Source organism: Micromonospora sp. C95, from assembly GCF_018070465.1.
In the GTDB taxonomy this organism is placed as follows: domain Bacteria; phylum Actinomycetota; class Actinomycetes; order Mycobacteriales; family Micromonosporaceae; genus Micromonospora.
Genome location: NZ_JAGPXT010000025.1, coordinates 1 through 16,307, shown reverse-complemented (window position 1 = coordinate 16,307; position 16,307 = coordinate 1). Strand labels below are relative to the sequence as shown.

The window sequence follows — 16,307 nt, the reverse complement described above, 5'->3', positions numbered from 1 at the left end:
TGTGGGACCATGGAGGACGTGACGTCGACCTGGGTTGAGCCCTCCAACACCGCCACTGCGCTGCTGCTCCTCGGCCGCGGCAGCGACCCCGCCACCGAACGTGGCGTGGAGTGTCCGGGTGACCTGCCGGCACCGAGCGATCCCGACCTGGTGGCCCGCGCGACGGCGGCCAAGGCCGCCCTCGGCGACCGGGTCTTCGTGCTGGGTCACCACTACCAGCGCGACGAGGTGATCCAGTTCGCCGACGTGACCGGCGACTCGTTCAAGCTGGCCCGCGAGGCCGCAGCCCGGCCGCAGGCCGAGTACATCGTCTTCTGCGGCGTGCACTTCATGGCCGAGAGCGCGGACATCCTCACCTCGGACGCGCAGCAGGTCGTGCTGCCCGACCTGGCCGCCGGCTGCTCGATGGCCGACATGGCTGCGCTGCCACAGGTCGAGAACGCCTGGGACGTGCTCACCGAGCTGGGCCTGGCGGAGCACACCGTACCGGTCACCTACATGAACTCCTCGGCGGACATCAAGGGCTTCGTCGGGCGCAACGGCGGTGTGGTCTGCACCTCGTCGAACGCGAAGCGGGCCCTGGAGTGGGCGTACGAGCAGGGCGAGAAGGTGCTCTTCCTGCCCGATCAGCACCTGGGCCGCAACACCGCCGTGCTGGAGATGGGCTTCGCCCTGGACGACTGCGTCCTGTACGACCCGCACAAGCCGGGCGGCGGGCTCACCGCCGAGCAGCTGCGCGCGGCGAAGATGATCCTCTGGCGCGGGCACTGCTCGGTGCACGGCCGGTTCACCCTCGACAGCGTCAACGACGTGCGGCAGCGGGTGCCGGGGGTGAACGTGCTGGTGCACCCGGAGTGCCGGCACGAGGTGGTGCAGGCCGCCGACCTGGTCGGATCGACGGAGTACATCATCAGGACCATCGAGGCCGCCCCGGCCGGCTCCGCCTGGGCCGTCGGGACCGAGCTGAACCTGGTCCGCCGGCTCGCGCTGGCCCACCCCGACAAGCAGATCATGTTTCTGGACCGCGCGGTCTGCTACTGCTCGACGATGAACCGCATCGATCTGCCGCACCTGGTCTGGGCGCTTGAGGAGCTGGTCGCCGGGCGGGTGGTCAACCGGATCACGGTCGACGCCGACACCGCGCACCACGCCCGGGTGGCGCTGGACCAGATGCTCGCGCTGCCCGGCGCCTGACCTCGACCGACCCTCACGCTCAGTGACGTCCGGTGTACGCGAAAGTGCCGGATCACCGATAAATGCCCTCCGAGGCGGTGTGACCGGATCCATTCTCATCACGGAGGGCTATGCTGCCGGGCGACGACACACGCGGGCGCGGGCGTTTGCGCGCGGTCGCACCCCGGGTAGCGAGACCGGTGGTGTCCATCCATCGAAACGGCAGCACGCACGCGCTGGAGGTTGCGTTGACCGACGACATCCTGGTCGTACACGGAGGCACGCCGCTGCAAGGGCGGATCCGCGTGCGCGGTGCGAAGAACCTGGTCTCCAAGGCGATGGTCGCCGCGTTGCTCGGCGACAGCCCGAGCCGGCTGTTCGACGTGCCGAAGATCCGCGATGTCGAGGTCGTCCGGGGTCTGCTCGGGCTGCACGGGGTCAAGGTCACCGACGGCGGCGAGGACGGTGAGCTGGTCTTCGACCCGGCCAACGTGGAGAGCGCCAGCACCGATCAGATCAACGTGCACGCCGGCTCCAGCCGGATCCCGATCCTGTTCTGCGGGCCGCTGCTGCACCGCCTCGGGCACGCCTTCATTCCGGACCTCGGCGGCTGCCACATCGGGCCCCGGCCGATCGACTTCCACCTGCAGGCGCTGCGGGAGTTCGGTGCGACCGTCGACAAGACCCCCGAAGGGCTGCACCTGTCCGCGCCGAACGGGCTGCACGGCACCAAGTTCGCGCTGCCCTACCCGAGTGTGGGCGCGACCGAGCAGGTGCTGCTGACCGCGGTGATGGCCGAGGGGGTCACCGAGCTGCGCAACGCGGCGGTGGAGCCGGAGATCGTCGACCTGATCTGTGTCCTGCAGAAGATGGGCGCGATCATCAAGGTGCACACCGACCGGGTGATCGAGATCCAGGGCGTACCGAAACTGCACGGCTACACCCACCGGCCGATCCCGGACCGGATCGAGGCGGCGAGCTGGGCGGCGGCGGCGCTTGCCACCCGGGGTCACGTCGAGGTGCTCGGTGCCGAGCAGGCCGACATGATGACCTTCCTGAACGTCTTCCGCTCGGTCGGCGGCGAGTACGAGGTGACCGACACCCGTCCCCCTCGGCTGGGACAGCCGGGGCAGGAGGGCGGCATCCGCTTCTGGCACCCGGGCGGCGAACTCCAGGCCACCGCGCTGGAGACCGACGTGCACCCGGGCTTCATGACCGACTGGCAGCAGCCGCTGGTGGTCGCCCTGACCCAGGCTCGCGGCCTGTCCATCGTCCACGAGACGGTCTACGAGCAGCGGCTCGGCTACACCGAGGCGCTGAACTCGATGGGCGCGAACATCCAGGTGTACCGGGACTGCCTGGGCGGCACCCCGTGCCGCTTCGGCCGGCGCAACTTCAAGCACTCCGCGGTGATCGCCGGTCCGAGCAAGCTGCACGCCGCCGACCTGGTCATTCCCGACCTGCGGGCGGGCTTCAGCCACCTGATCGCCGCGCTCGCCGCCGAGGGCACCTCCCGGGTCTACGGCGTCGACCTGATCAACCGGGGCTACGAGGACTTCGAGGCCAAGCTCGCCGACCTGGGCGCGCACGTGGAACGACCGTAGTCGGTCCGCGACGCCGCCCGCCGCGCGTTCGCCGCACCGCGATGTGCGGCGGGCGCGCGGCGTTGGCTACCCTTGCCGCGTGCCGTCGCTGTTTCGTCGCAAGTCCGCCGACCTCGCCGATCCCGCCACCGAGCCGCTGACCCCGGCGCAGGAGGAGGAGGCCGAGGCCGCCCGGTCCCGTGCCTACACCCCGGCCAAGGGTCGCCAGACGCCGAAGCGGCCCGTCACCGGGCGTCGACCCGCCGGGGCGACGAAGCCGCTGAGCAAGGACGAGGCGAAGACGCTGCGCCGGCAGCGTCGCGCCGAGACGGCCGCGGAGTTCCGGCGGGAGGGCGGTCCCCGGGACCGGGGGCCGGAGCGGCTGCTGGCCCGCAACGTGGTCGACTCCCGGCGTACGGTCGGCACCTGGTTCTTCGGCGGGGCACTGGTGGTGCTGATCGGCTCGAACCAGGCGATGCCCCCGGTGATCCGGTTGGCCTCCAACCTGCTCTGGGGTGCGCTGGCGCTGGGCGTGGTGGTCGACTCGGTGCTCATCTCGCGCAAGATCAAGAAGCTGGTCCGTGAGCGGTTCCCGAAGTCCACCCAACGGATGGGGTCGCTGTACCTCTACGCGATCATGCGGGCGATCACCTTCCGCAAGCTGCGTACGCCGGAGCCACGGGTCGCCATCGGCGACCAGGTCTGACCGCGAGCCCGGCCACCGCCGGGCCGCGGGCGAATGCGACGAGCGGCTGACGGTGGGTGCGGCAGCGTCGGAAGTCCGATACCGGCATAGGGATAAATGTCCGGATCAATAGGATAACGTTTGGGTTGACGAGGGTGCCGCAGTGGCGGTGACCGAGCCCGCGCCGTTACCCTCCATGCGCAGCCATTCGGTGCCCGGACGAGCGATTTCGCCGGCCTCCGGGGTGCCCAGCGCGACCATTTCCGACGAGGTGACATCGCCGTGAGCGAGCGGACGCGAGCCGACCACCGGGGCGCGACCGTGAGCGAGCGGGCGCCGGCCCTGGGTTGCGGCACGGGCCGTGGCGAAAGGCCCGATCGTCGCCGGTCCGTCGGACCGGCCACAGCTCGTGTCGCGACGTGTGCCGCCTGCCGGCGTCCCGGCCGTAGCGACAGGTCCGGCGGATGAGTCGCGGCTACGCCGACCGGTGGCACGATCCCGCCGAGCCATCCTGGGTCGTCGAGCCGACGAGCGAATGGCAGCCGCAGTTCCCTGGCCAGCGTTACCCGGGTGACATCGGGGTCGAGCACCAGCCGCCGCCCGCACGAGGTCGCGCGAGCGCCGTCGGACGTGCCGAGGTGCCGCCACTCGCGCCGACCCGACCCGACGGCACGTACACCGGACGGTCCTGGGACGAGGAGCCGGACGGCTGGCCGGGTCGGCACGAGATCCCGGACCGTCGACCCACCGAGAGCCCGAACGGTTCGCAACCGTACGACCGGTCGGTGCCACCCGGCTCCCGGACCGAGCGGGCACGGCCCGAGGGGCGGCGCTCGCCGTACGGCGATGCTGCCCGGGGCCGCGACGGGGTCGTCTGGTCGGACTTCGGACCGCAGGCCGCCGGCGCGCCACCGCGCCGCGACCAACGCGACCCGGACCGGTACCTGGACCGCCGAGACCAGCGCGAATCCGACCGGCGCGACCCGGACCGCGCTCGCGACCAGCGCGAGCCCGACCGGTACGCGCGACGCGACCCGCAGCGGCACGCCCGCCGGGAGCCCGAACGACGTGACCCGGATCGGCGCGACGACCGGTATCCACGACCCGAACCGGAGCGACGGGGCCAGCGCGAGCCCGAGCCGTACGCGGACCGGCCGCGCCGCCGCGCCGAGCCGACCGGTCGGGACGAGTACCGGCGCGGGGCACCGGTGTCCCCGGCCGCCCGCCCGGAACCCGGCTGGGTGGCGGAGACGGACGAGGAGACGCCTCGGCCCACCGCCGCACACCGCCCGACCGCCGGTGTCGACCGCCGGTCACCCGAGGACATCTCCCAGCGCCCCCGCTACCAGTGGAGTCACCACCCCGGGCAGCCGGCCCGCGCCGACGGCCCGGTGGTCGACGGCTACCGAAGCGACTTTGTCGGCGGCGGCGACCCGGACGCCGCGCCGTACCCGGACGGCTACGTCGACGACGAGCCGGCCCGTACCGCGTCCGACGAGTGGGTCCGCCCGGACCGGAACCGCCGGCCGGGTCGCCCGGAGCCGCCGACGCCGGATCAGCAGGCGTACGGTGCTCCGCCCCGCGGCGACCTGCCCTGGCCGGCACCCGGACCACTGCGGCCGAGCAGCGGGCGGGACCATCGTGAGTACCAGCGGCCGACCCCGCAGGACCGGCGACCCAGCGGCCCACCGGACGGTCCCGAACCGGAGCGGTTCGTCGACCGGCCGGCCGCTGCACTGCCCGACCCCGAGCGGCCCGTCTCCGGGACACCCGACCAGGACCCGCGCCGCCGTCACCTGTCGGTGGTGCCGGACCATCCCGTCTCACCCGCCCCGGAGCGGGACCGTCCCGTCTCCCCCGCAGCCGGCCGGGCCCGGCCGGTCTCCCCTGCTCCGCAACACCTCCAGCCGGAGGTCGACCCCGCGCCACAACCTCGCCCCGCCGCGCCGGTCGCGGACCGCAACGAGAACTACCGACCGGCCCCGGACCGTGCTCCGCTCGGCCGTCCCGACCGCAACCGGACCGACCTTCCCGGCCGGGGCCGGGAGCGGCCCGCCGCCGCCTCCGATGCCGACCGGGCACCGACCGGGGACGCCGTCCGACCGGCACCGCTGCACCAGCACGAGGTACGTCCCGCGCCGTTGCACGAGCACCAGGTCCGTCCGGCTCCCCTGCACGATCAACCGGTCGTCGCCTCGCCACCACCGGCACCGGCGCCCGCGGTGGCCACCGCACCGCCCGTCGCTCCGCCCCCGGCCCGTCCGGGCTCCGCACCGCCGGCCGACCGACCGGCCCCCGCACCACCCAGCCGGCCACCCGTCTCCGCACCACCGGCCCACCGACCGGTCTCCGCACCACCCAGCCAGCCACCCGTGCCCGCGCCGTCGGGGCGGATGTCCGGGGCCGTCGCCGATCCGGCACCGCTCGGACCGCCGCCGGACGCGCGAGCCGACAGTGCCGCCGGTGTGCTGCGGCCACCGGCGGCCCGCCAGCCGACCCGGTACGTTCCGCCAGCGTCCGAGCCGTCCGCGCCCGCCCGTCCCGCCGCCGAGGGCACGCAGAGCTGGTTCGGTCCCGCCGCCGAGCCGCCCGCCGCAGCGCAGGCCGCGCCCGCCGCCGCACCGCCACGGGAGCAGCCCGCACCGACCGGCCCCGATCCGCTCACCGAGCCCGTGTCGGCGCCACCCGCCTACACCGCACCGGACCGACCGGCACCCCCTTACCGCACACCGCCCGACGACGACGCTGCCCCCGCATCGCCCGCCCCGGCATCTCCCGACTCCGCACCGTTCGCACCGTCACCGCCCGACCGTCCGACCGCCCGACCGCCGGACCCGGCGTCGCCGGTCTCGGCGTCTGCCGCCCCGGCCCCGCCGGACCTGGCGTATCCCGTCGCGGAGCCGCCGGCCTCCGCACCCGCCGTCTCGCAGCCGCCGGTCCCCGCACCGGATGCCTCGACACCGCCGACCTCGGCGCCGCCCGTTTCGGCACCGCCGGTCTCCGGACACCCCGGCGAGCCGGACCTCGGTGCGCCGGTGTCGGCCATGCCGGTGTCGGCGCCGCCGGCCCCCACCCCGACGGGCGGCCCTCCGCTCTCGGATGACCAGCCCCAGAGCGGGTACGAGGCCACCGCCGGCGCGGACGGTGGCACCGGGCGCTCCGGCGAGGCCGTCGAGCGTGCCGCCAGCGCCTCGTTCGGTGACGTCGGCGAGGGCAGCGGCCCGGTCGAGGCGATGCTCGGCACCTCGGCGGAATCCGGACCTCCGGCCGACGACGAGCAGGGCTCCGAGGGCGCGACCGACGACGAGCCCGTACCGGAAGCACCGGCCGATCCCGAACAGGTGTTGGCCCGCTTCCGCTGGCGTCTCGACCCGGTGACTCTGCGGGAGGTCGTGGACGACCCGGAGGAGCTGCGGGAGGTCCGGGAGCGGCTCACCGAGAAGCTCGCCTCGGCGCTTGACAACCGGTCCCGCGCCCGGCTGCTGAGCCTGCGCGCGGTGGCCTCGCGGGTGCTCGACGACCTGGACGACGCGCTGGCCGACGGCCGGATGGCGCTGACCTACGCCGAGGCGACCGGGGAGTTGCGCCGGGCCGCGCTCGCCCAGGCCCGGCTGGCCCACGTCCTGCGCTGGCGCGGCGAATTCGCCGAGGCCGACCGGCTGTTCGCGGAGGCCAACTCGATCGAACTACCTGACCGGCTCCGCGCCGCGCTGCACGAGCACGCCGCCCGCTGCTGCTACGACCAGGGCCGGCTGATCGAGGCCTGCCATCACTTCGAGCGGGCTCTGGACCTGCGCGGCGAGCAGGACGCCGAGTTGCTGGACCGGGTCCGGACCGGCCTCGACGCGGTCGCCACCCGAGCCGAGGAGGGTGGCTTCGGGCCGTACCCGCGCAGTTGGGACGAGGTGTTGGAGCGCGACCGGACTCCGGTGCCGGCTCGCGACGGCGGCCAGGGCCTGTGGGGTTACGCGGACGCCGAGGGAGACATGGTGGTGCCTGCCGCGTACGCGGAGGCACAGCCGTTCCGGGATGGCCTGGCCTGGGTACGCGGACCGCAGACCGACCGGTGGTCGTTGATCAACCTGGCCGGCGAGACGGTGCTCGAACCCACCTACCTGGCGGCTCGGCCGTTCTCCGACGGGCTGGCGTGGGTGGTGCGCGACGAGAGCGGGTGGCACGCCGTCGACACCACCGGTGCGGTGGCGGTGCCGCCGGGTTTCGCCGACGTGCGGCCCTTCCACAAGGGTGTGGCGGTGGTCCGCCGGGAGGGCTGGGGCGCCGTCGACCGCACCGGCCGGATCGTGGTGCCGACCCGCTACCACGGCTTCCACACCACCCTCGCCGGCGGCCACTACGTCGACGGCTTCACCGAGGAGGGGCTGGCCGTGGTGGACCTGGCTGGCCGCAAGGGCGTGGTGGACCGTGGCGGGCAGGTGATCGTCGCGCCGGCGCACCCGGCGTTGCTGATCCACCCGGTCGCCTTCCTGGCCACCAACAGCGCCGGGAACTGGGGTGCGTTGGACCGGCGGGGCGAGTCGTTGATCGACCCGATGTTCCATCACCCGGGCGCGGTGGTCGCCGAGATCGACGGGCTGCTCGCCGACGCCAACCCGGTGCTCTGAGACCGCGGCCCGTTGTCGCCGCGCCGCCACCGGTGGGCCGGTCGCGGCGCGGGATCAGGCCGGCGCTACCGACCGCGTCCGGGCCCGGCGCACCCGAGCCTGCCCGGTCTTGGGTCCCACCTGGCACGGGTGGCGGCCATCGGTGCGGGAAGGCGGCAGGCGCCGGTGGTGGGCGGGGCCGGAAGTGCGCTGGTGACCGGGGACGCGGGAGACGACCCGGCGGCTGCGCGGGCGGTCACCGGAGGTCGACCGCCCCGGGCGTGCACCGGAGGCGGTCACGGCACTGGCTGGTGGGCCGGGCCGGTCGGCTGGTGGCCGGGTGGCGGTCCCAACAGTTCGATCCCGTGCCGCGCGGAGGCGTGCCCGAGCGCGGCCGGATCGATCGGTGCCGGATCCGGCAGGCGACGCTCCGCCGCCGGCACCCCGACCTCGGCGACGTACTCCTCGAAACCGGCGGGAGTGGTCAGTTGCAGCACCCGCAGCGGTTCGTCCGGACCGACCACGAAGGTGTGCGGCAGGCCCGCCGGTAGCAGCACGAAATCGCCCGGTGCGGCGGTCAGCACCGAGTCGTCGCAGTAGAACGTCGCGGTGCCGGACAGCAGGTAGAACATCTCGTCCTCGACCTGGTGCCGGTGCAGCGGTGGGGCGAAGCCGGGCGGGTTGACGAACTCGACCGCGGTGAGCCGACCGCCGGTCTGCGCACCGGTCGCCTTGACCGTGACCAGGTTGCCCAGGAACCAGTACGCCTCCCCGTCGTCGGGCCGGCGTACGAACGGATGGACGGACATGGGTGCCTCCCAGGATCAGCCGTCTTCGGTGGACTGCCAGCTATTGGATAGCCATCCGCTATTCGATATCTGGGAGTCTAGTGAATACATTGCTAGTATGACGACGCCATGGATGAAGTCAAGGACGGAAAACCGACCAGGCCGTACCGGTCCCGGATCCGCGAGGAGAACGCCCGCCGCACCCGACAGGCCGTGGTCGCGGCGGCGACCGACCTCTTCGTCGCGCGGGGTTACACGGGCACGTCCCTTGCCGACGTGGCAGCCGCGGCCGGGGTGGCCCGGCCCACCGTGTTCGCCGCGTTCGGATCCAAGGCGGCGCTGCTGCGCCAGGTGCTCGACGAGGCGCTCGCCGGCGACGACGAGCCGGTGCCGGTGGCGCAACGCCCCTGGTACCGGCCGGTCTGGGAGGCTGCCAGCGGAGGCGAGGTGCTCGACGCGTACGCCGGGGTGTGCACCCTGATCGGCGCCCGGACCACCCGGGTGTTCGAAACCGTCCGGCGGGCCGCCGACGGCAGCCCCGAGGTGGCCGACGTCTGGCAGATGCTGCTGCGCAACCGGCGGCTCGGCGCGACGATGGTGGTCGAGCGGATGTGCGCCCTGGACGCGCGGTTGCGCCACGGCTCCGACGTCGAGGCCGCCATCGACGAGGTGTGGTTCTACAACGACCCGGCGCACTACGGCGCACTGGTGCTGGAGCGCGGCTGGCACGAGGAGACCTTCCGGCGCTGGCTCGGCCGCAGCCTGCGCCACGCCCTGCTGTCCGACCCCGACTGATCACCGCCGCCTGCCGGGTTCACCAGGGCGGGCTAGGGTCAGAGCATGGAATTCCGACACCTGGGCCGCTCCGGCCTCATGGTCAGTGAGATCTCGTACGGCAACTGGATCACCCACGGTTCGCAGGTCGAGGAGGACGCGGCGTTCGCCTGCGTGCGAGCCGCCCTCGACGCCGGCATCACCACCTTCGACACCGCCGACGTGTACGCCGGCACCCGCGCCGAGGACGTCCTCGGCCGGGCGCTTCAGCAGGAGCGGCGCGAGGGCCTGGAGATCTTCACCAAGGTGTACTGGCCCACCGGGCCGGGCCGCAACGACCGGGGCCTGTCCCGGAAGCACATCATGGAGTCGATCAACGGATCGCTGCGCCGGCTGCGTACCGACTACGTGGACCTCTACCAGGCCCACCGGTACGACTACAGCACCCCGCTGGAGGAGACGATGGAGGCGTTCGCCGACGTCGTGCACTCCGGCAAGGCGCACTACATCGGTGTCTCCGAGTGGAAGGCGTCGCAGATCCGCGAGGCACACGGCCTCGCCCGGGAGCTGCGCATCCCGCTGGTGTCCAGCCAGCCGCAGTACTCGATGCTCTGGCGGGTCATCGAGAGCGAGGTCATCCCCACCAGCGAGGAGCTGGGCCTCGGGCAGATCGTCTGGTCGCCGATGGCCCAGGGGGTGCTCTCCGGCAAGTACCTGCCCGGCCAGCCGCCACCGGCCGGTTCCCGGGCCACCGACGAGAAGTCCGGTGCGGGCTTCATCGCCAAGTGGCTGACCGACGACGTGCTGACCCGGGTGCAGCAGCTCAAGCCGCTGGCCGACCAGGCCGGGCTGACCATGCCCCAGCTGGCCATCGCCTGGGTGCTGCAGAACCCCAACGTGTCGTCGGCCATCATCGGCGCGTCGCGCCCCGACCAGGTGCACGACAACGTCAAGGCGGCCGGCGTCAAGCTCGACGCCGGCCTGCTCAAGGCGATCGACGAGATCGTCGAGCCGGTGACCGAGCGGGACCCGGCGCGTACCGAGTCACCGGCCGAACGGCCCTGACCGCACTGTGCCCGGCCGGCGCACCGCACGCCGGCCGGGCGTCTCGGCTGGGCTCAGCCCTGCCAGAAGCGGATCAGGTCGAGCCCGGTCGCGTACAGCCACGGCGGCAGGCCGAGCAGGTCGCCGATGGCGAAGACGGCGGTGAAGAACCAGCCGCCGATCGTCGGGTTCCACAGCAACGCGAAGAGCAGGATGAACCCGTACGGCGCGAACAGGTCGTACATCCGCCGGTACGGCGAGGTCAGCCACGGCTGGATCATGTTCCCACCGTCCAACCCGGGCACCGGCAGCAGGTTGAGCAGGCTCGCGGTGATCTGGAGGAAGGCCAGCAGGGCTACCGCCGCCCAGAACTCCACCGGCCCGCCGCCGGCCGCGCCGAGCCGCAGCACCACCACCAGCACCAGGGCGAACAGCACGTTCGTGGCGGGTCCGGCGAGGCTGACCAGGGTGTGCCGTAACCGCCCCGGAATGACGTGCCGGTCCACCCATACGGCGCCACCGGGCAGGCCGATCCCGCCGAGCAGCACCACTACCACCGGCAGCGCGATGGACAGCAACGGGTGGCTGTACTTCAACGGGTTCAGCGTCAGGTAACCGCGGTGGGCCACCCCCCGGTCACCGCTGCGGTAGGCCACCACGGCGTGGGCGTACTCGTGCAGGCACAACGAGACCAGCCAGCCGGAGACGACGAAGCCGAACACGGTGAGCCGGACGTTGCCGATTCCGTGCCAGGTCAGCACGGCGCTTGCCACCAGCAGGGCGACAAGCGCCAGGAAGACCGGGCTGGGCCGGAAGGCCGCCCGGGGCACCCCGAGCACCAGCGGCTCGGAGTCCCTGGGAGTCATCACTCCGCCGCGGGCAGCAGGCTCATCCGGTACTCCACCCGATCGTCCTCGAGGAGCGCGACCGAGGTGACGCCGGACGCCGCGAGTTCCCGCCAGGACTGACCGATCCAGGACTCGGCATCCGCCTGGCTGCCGAACGACTCGGCCGGTCCGTCGACCGACTCGCCGTTCGCGCCCTCGTACCGCCAGCTCCACGCCATGTGCGCGTCTCCCCTCGCCGCTGCTGCCCCATGGGACGGACCTCCGCCAGCGTAGTCGTACCGCAGCACCGACGACCGGGCCACGGGCGGCGATCGGCGGCCGGTGCCGCGCCCCGGGCGAGACTGACCCTGCCGCGGCCGGGTATGTCGTTCAGGAACCCGACGCACATGGAGGCGACAAATGACGACACCGATCCCGCAGATGGACACGGCGGAGCTGCGCGACATCGCGGTGCGCGGCGGCATCGTAGGCGCGCGGGAGATGGACCGGGAGGAACTCATCGACGCCCTGCAGGCCCGCCCGGGCGAGGGGGCCTGGCAGGAGGATCCCAAGCCGGCGGACGTCAACCCCAACGACGTCAGGTACCGGGCCCCCGAACGGCACTGACCGCACCATGGGCCGGCGGCGCGGTGCCCCACCTGCGGTCCGTCGGCCCTCCCGCGCGACGTAAGGTACGCAGCATGTCCCTTGACGGGTGGAACACGCTTCTGGTTCTCGGCGGCATCCGGTCCGGCAAGTCGGAATTCGCCGAGTCCCTGGTCGCCGACGCGACCACGGTCCGCTACCTGGCGACCGCCGCCGACCCGGGAGACGACCCCGAGTGGGCCGCGCGTATCGCCGCACACCGCACCCGCCGGCCCGCCACCTGGAGCACCGAGGAGACCGCGGCCGACCCGCGTCGCCTCGCCGACGTGATCTCCACCGCCCGACCGGAGGACACCCTGCTCGTCGACGACCTCGGCGGCTGGGTGACGGTCCTGCTCGACCCGGCACACCAGCCGGCCGACGACACCGCCACCATCGACGAACTGGCCGCCGCCGTGCGGTCCTGCGCCGCGCGGCTGGTGCTGGTCAGCCCCGAGGTCGGGCTCTCCCTGGTACCCACCACACCGCTGGGCCGGGCGTTCACCGACGCCCTCGGCGCGGTCAACCGTGCCGTCGCGGACGCCTGCGACACGGTGGTCCTGGTGGTCGCCGGCCAGCCGTGCCGGTTGAAGCCCGCCGCCCAACCCACCTCCGCCGACACGCCGCCGGCCGTTCCCGCCGCACCAGCTTCCGGTGCCACCGTGCCCACCCAGGCCGGCCCGACCGGCGAGTCGTCGGTCGCCCCCGATGGTCCGCCGCTGCCCGGTTCGCCTCCGGTGACCAACCCGCAGGTGCCCACCGAGCGCGCCGCCGAGACCGTCGGCACCGGCTGGACGGGGCCCACGACAGCCCTCCCGGTGACCGCTACGGGCCTGGTCATCCAGCCCGGCATGGACCTGCCGATGCCCGACGAGTACGCCGGCCCGCAGGCCGTCGATCGGCTGGCGAGCCTGGACGTGCCGGGCACCGGGCTCGGTGCGCTGCAGCAGGTGATCTCGTTCGCCGCCGCCACCCAGGGCACCCCCACCCCGGCCCCGTGGCGGGCCGTGCGGGTGCTGCTGGTGCACGGCGACCACGCGGGCGGCGTCGCCGCCGGCACGACGGCCGGTGAGTCGGCCCGCCGGGCCGAGCAGGCCCGAGCCGGACAGGGCGTGCTCGCCCGGCTGGCCGCCGAGAGCGGGGCGAGCCTTCAGGTGGTGGACGCCCCCGCCGCCGCGCCCATCGAACACGGCCCGGCGCTCGGCACCGATCAGGTGAACTCGGCCCTACGCTACGGCTGGCGGCTGGCCGAGGAGGCGGCGGACGCCGGCGTACAGCTGCTGGTGCTGGCCGCGTGCGGCGCCGGCACCGAGGCCACCGCCGCGGCGGTGCTGGCCGCGACCGCCGGCGCCGAACCGCCCGCGGTGCTGGCCCGGGTGGTCACCACGGACGGCCGGCTCGACGACGTGGCCTGGATGGCCCGCTGCGCCGCGGTCCGCGACGCCCTGCACCGCACCCGTCGAGCGTCCCGGGACTCCGTCGACGTGCTCGCCGAGTTGGGCGGCGGGGACATCGCCGTCGCCACCGGCATCCTGCTGGGTGCGACGGCCCGCCAGCTGCCGGTGCTGCTGGACGGGCCGGTCGGGGTGGCCGCCGCGCTGATCAGTCGGGACCTGGCCGGGCAGGCCCGGCACTGGTGCCTGCTGGCCGACGACGGCGGTCATCCGGCCGTCCGGCTCGCCGCCGACGTGCTCGGCCTGGATCCGTTGACCCAGTTGCGGCTCGACCTCGGCGAGGGGGCGAACGCACTCACCGTGCTGCCGCTGCTGCGGTCGGCGCTGGCGCTGGCCGCCACGCTGCCGCCCCGCCCCGGGGGCGACGACGGCGAGGGCAACGAGCCGGGTCCGATCGAGGAACCGGAGCCCGACTTCCACGAGCCGGAGCCCGATGGGCCCGGCCCGACCACCACCGCGCCGGCCGCCGAGCCGGCGGAGACCTCCGCCGCGCGTGCCGGCTGAGCCCCGGCTCGGCGACGGGGCGCGGCTGGCGCTGACCACCCTCACCATCCTGCCGCTGCGCGTCGGCCGGGTCGACCGGGCCATCGCCGGTACGGCGATGACGCTCGCCCCGGCGGTCGGCGTGCTGCTCGGCGTGCCGCTGGCCGGCGTACTGCTGTTGCTGGCCGCCGGCACCGCGCCGCTGGTCGCCGCCGGGGTGACCGTCGCGGCGGCCGCCCTGCTCACCCGGGGGCTGCACCTGGACGGGCTGGCCGACACCGTGGACGCGCTCGGGTCGTACCGGCGCGGACCGGCCGCCCTGGAGATCATGAAGAAGCCCGACGTGGGGCCCTTCGGCGTGGTCGCCCTGGTGCTCGTCCTGCTGGTGCAGGCCGCGGCGCTGGCCGAGCTGGCCGGTCGGTCCCGTCCGGCGGTGTTCGCGGCCGTGCTGACGGCCACCGCGGCGGGGCGGCTCGGGGTGACGCTGGCCTGCCGGCGTGGGGTGCCGGCGGCGCGACCGGAGGGGCTGGGGGCGCTGGTCGCCGGCAGCGTCGGGCCGGTCGCGCTGGCCGTCGCCACCGCCGCCGTCGCGCTGCTGGCGATCGCGGCGGTGCCGCACCGGCCGTGGCAGGGCCCGCTGGTCGTGCTGGCGGCGCTCGCCGTCGCGGCCGGGCTGCTGCGGCACGTGGTACGCCGCCTCGGCGGGATCACCGGCGACGTGCTGGGCGCCACCGTCGAGCTGGTCACCACGCTCGTCTACCTGGGACTGGTGCTGTCCGGCTGAGTCGGTGGCCCGGCGGCGGGTAGCGTACCTGCGACGACAGCACCGGCGCGGCCACCCGGGGGGCGACATGCTCATCACCGACGACTTCCTGCCCGTTCCGGTCCCGGAGTCGCTCAACGCGACCTATCTGGTGCCGACGGCCGGGCTGCCGTCGGTGACCGCCCGGACGGCCGTCGGGACGTTGGCCGGCCGGCTCGCCGAGCCGGTGTACGGGCTGGCCCGGCAGATGCTGGACAGCCCGCTGATGAGCGTCGACATCCGGCCGGTCGGCGAGTTTCCCGAGCTGCCGCCGGACCTGCTCACCGCGTTCGGGGCCAGCGAGGCGCAGCTGGACCGGCTGGCCGCCGCGACCCACCTGGTGGTGGTGCAGGCGGAGTACCGGCCGGGCTGGCCGCCCGCCCACGAGTGGGCCGCGCGGGCGGTGGCCGCGGCGGTCGCCGAGGCGGTGGGCGGTGACGTGGTGGACGTATTCGGCCTGCAGTTCCTCGACCCGGCCACGGCGCTGCGCTCGTTGCCCGACGCGCAGGGCCGGGTTCGGCTGGTCGACTGGGTGCTGGTGCCCTACTCGTCGGACGCCGAGGGGCTCTGGTTCACCACCAAGGGGCTACGCCGCTTCGGCCTGCTGGAGCTGCAGACCCAGGGGGTGCCCGACCATCTCACCCGGGCCTGGGGCGCGGTGATGACCGGTGCCGCCCGACGCCTGCTGCGGGACTGGACCGACGGGCTGGCCGGCGCGGAGGTGCCGGCGTTCGTGCAGCTACCGGTGCTGGCCACGGTGACCGGCCACGACATAGCGGTGGCGTACGGCAATCCGGAACAGCACGGGGCGACCGCGCCGGTGCTGCTCCGCCTGGAGCTGGACCCGGCCACCGACCCGGACGCCGACTCCTTCCTCAGCCTGCGCCCACCGGCCGGGCACCCCGGCCCCGCCGGGCGTTACTTCGCCAACGCCTGCGCCACGCTCTTCTCGGGCATCCAGCCCGACGTGCGGTACGCCCGCTCGGGTGACGCGATGAGCCGGGCGATCGCCACCGCCCGCGCCGGACTGGCGGACATCCGGGTCCGGTTCCGCGACGGTCAGCTGCCGCCGGAGACGCAGCTGGTGGTCAAGTACGGGCTACCGGGCGACGACGGCCCGGAGTACGTCTGGGCCGGCGTGACGGACTGGGACTCCCCGGACCGGATCGTCGGCGCCAGCGCCAGCGACGCCAACACCGACCCCACCGTGCGCATCGGCTCCCCCGTCGTGGTGGAGACCACCGACATCGTCGACTGGGCCGTGCTGAACGCCGACGGCGTCATCGAAGGCGGCTGGACCCAAGCCGTCCTGGACGCCGGCCAACCCCCCACCCCCTAAACCCACCCCGGCCCTCTCCCACCCACCCCGTCTCTGTCGCCGTTGATCATGAAGTTGTTGTCACCCGCGCCGGCGTGGCGCGACAACAACTTCATGATCAGCAGGGACT

13 protein-coding genes are annotated in these 16,307 nt (G+C 74.0%); 10 read left to right on the top strand and 3 right to left on the bottom strand.

The genetic code is table 11. The annotated features are described in order from the left end of the window. Positions 1-18 precede the first annotated feature (18 nt). The 4 genes from nadA (at position 19) to KBX00_RS29440 (ending at position 8,063) form a co-directional block, all read left to right on the top strand. A complete protein-coding gene (gene nadA, locus KBX00_RS23155; protein ID WP_210830168.1) occupies positions 19-1,194 on the top strand; it encodes a quinolinate synthase NadA in 1,176 nt (391 codons plus the stop codon). Between the two features lie 227 nt (positions 1,195-1,421). Then, a complete protein-coding gene (murA, locus tag KBX00_RS23150) occupies positions 1,422-2,777 on the top strand; it encodes a UDP-N-acetylglucosamine 1-carboxyvinyltransferase (RefSeq protein WP_210830215.1) in 1,356 nt (451 codons plus the stop codon). Between the two features lie 79 nt (positions 2,778-2,856). After that, positions 2,857-3,462 carry a DUF3043 domain-containing protein gene (locus KBX00_RS23145; RefSeq protein ID WP_210830167.1) on the top strand — a complete coding sequence of 202 codons (606 nt, stop codon included), beginning with the start codon at positions 2,857-2,859 and terminating at the stop codon, positions 3,460-3,462. Positions 3,463-3,905: 443 nt separating this feature from the next. Further along, on the top strand, positions 3,906-8,063 hold the full coding sequence (locus tag KBX00_RS29440; RefSeq protein ID WP_301548456.1) for a WG repeat-containing protein: 4,158 nt from the start codon (positions 3,906-3,908) through the stop codon (positions 8,061-8,063). 275 nt (positions 8,064-8,338) lie between these two features. On the opposite strand, the gene KBX00_RS23135 is transcribed toward KBX00_RS29440, so the two are convergent. Further along, positions 8,339-8,851 carry a quercetin 2,3-dioxygenase gene (locus tag KBX00_RS23135; protein WP_210830166.1) on the bottom strand — a complete coding sequence of 171 codons (513 nt, stop codon included), beginning with the start codon at positions 8,849-8,851 and terminating at the stop codon, positions 8,339-8,341. Between the two features lie 108 nt (positions 8,852-8,959). Here KBX00_RS23135 and KBX00_RS23130 point away from each other — a divergent pair, with 108 nt between their 5' ends. After that, positions 8,960-9,625 (top strand): TetR/AcrR family transcriptional regulator, encoded by a 666-nt coding sequence (locus KBX00_RS23130; RefSeq protein WP_210830165.1) that lies wholly within the window; start codon positions 8,960-8,962, stop codon positions 9,623-9,625. A 45-nt stretch (positions 9,626-9,670) separates the two neighbouring features. After that, positions 9,671-10,669 (top strand): aldo/keto reductase family protein, encoded by a 999-nt coding sequence (locus tag KBX00_RS23125; RefSeq protein WP_210830164.1) that lies wholly within the window; start codon positions 9,671-9,673, stop codon positions 10,667-10,669. Between the two features lie 53 nt (positions 10,670-10,722). Here KBX00_RS23125 and KBX00_RS23120 read toward each other — a convergent pair whose 3' ends face one another. Together KBX00_RS23120 and KBX00_RS23115 are read right to left on the bottom strand one after the other, a co-directional pair. Then, positions 10,723-11,514 (bottom strand): site-2 protease family protein, encoded by a 792-nt coding sequence (locus KBX00_RS23120; RefSeq protein ID WP_210830163.1) that lies wholly within the window; start codon positions 11,512-11,514, stop codon positions 10,723-10,725. Beyond that, positions 11,514-11,714, bottom strand: a complete 201-nt coding sequence (locus tag KBX00_RS23115; protein ID WP_210830162.1) for a hypothetical protein — start codon at positions 11,712-11,714, stop codon at positions 11,514-11,516. Before KBX00_RS23115 ends, KBX00_RS23120 begins: the two co-directional genes overlap by 1 nt. 181 nt (positions 11,715-11,895) lie before the next feature. Here KBX00_RS23115 and KBX00_RS23110 point away from each other — a divergent pair, with 181 nt between their 5' ends. The 4 genes from KBX00_RS23110 (at position 11,896) to KBX00_RS23095 (ending at position 16,198) form a co-directional block, all read left to right on the top strand. Then, a complete protein-coding gene (locus tag KBX00_RS23110; protein ID WP_210830161.1) occupies positions 11,896-12,102 on the top strand; it encodes a hypothetical protein in 207 nt (68 codons plus the stop codon). A gap of 74 nt (positions 12,103-12,176) precedes the next feature. Then, positions 12,177-14,078 (top strand): bifunctional adenosylcobinamide kinase/adenosylcobinamide-phosphate guanylyltransferase, encoded by a 1,902-nt coding sequence (cobU, locus tag KBX00_RS23105; RefSeq protein WP_210830160.1) that lies wholly within the window; start codon positions 12,177-12,179, stop codon positions 14,076-14,078. Then, complete coding sequence (locus KBX00_RS23100) at positions 14,068-14,841, top strand: adenosylcobinamide-GDP ribazoletransferase (protein ID WP_210830159.1); 774 nt, start codon at positions 14,068-14,070, stop codon at positions 14,839-14,841. The genes cobU and KBX00_RS23100 overlap by 11 nt, the downstream gene beginning before the upstream one ends. Before the next feature lie 67 nt (positions 14,842-14,908). After that, on the top strand, positions 14,909-16,198 hold the full coding sequence (locus tag KBX00_RS23095) for a DUF2314 domain-containing protein (RefSeq protein ID WP_210830158.1): 1,290 nt from the start codon (positions 14,909-14,911) through the stop codon (positions 16,196-16,198). The last annotated feature ends 109 nt before the right edge of the window (positions 16,199-16,307 follow it).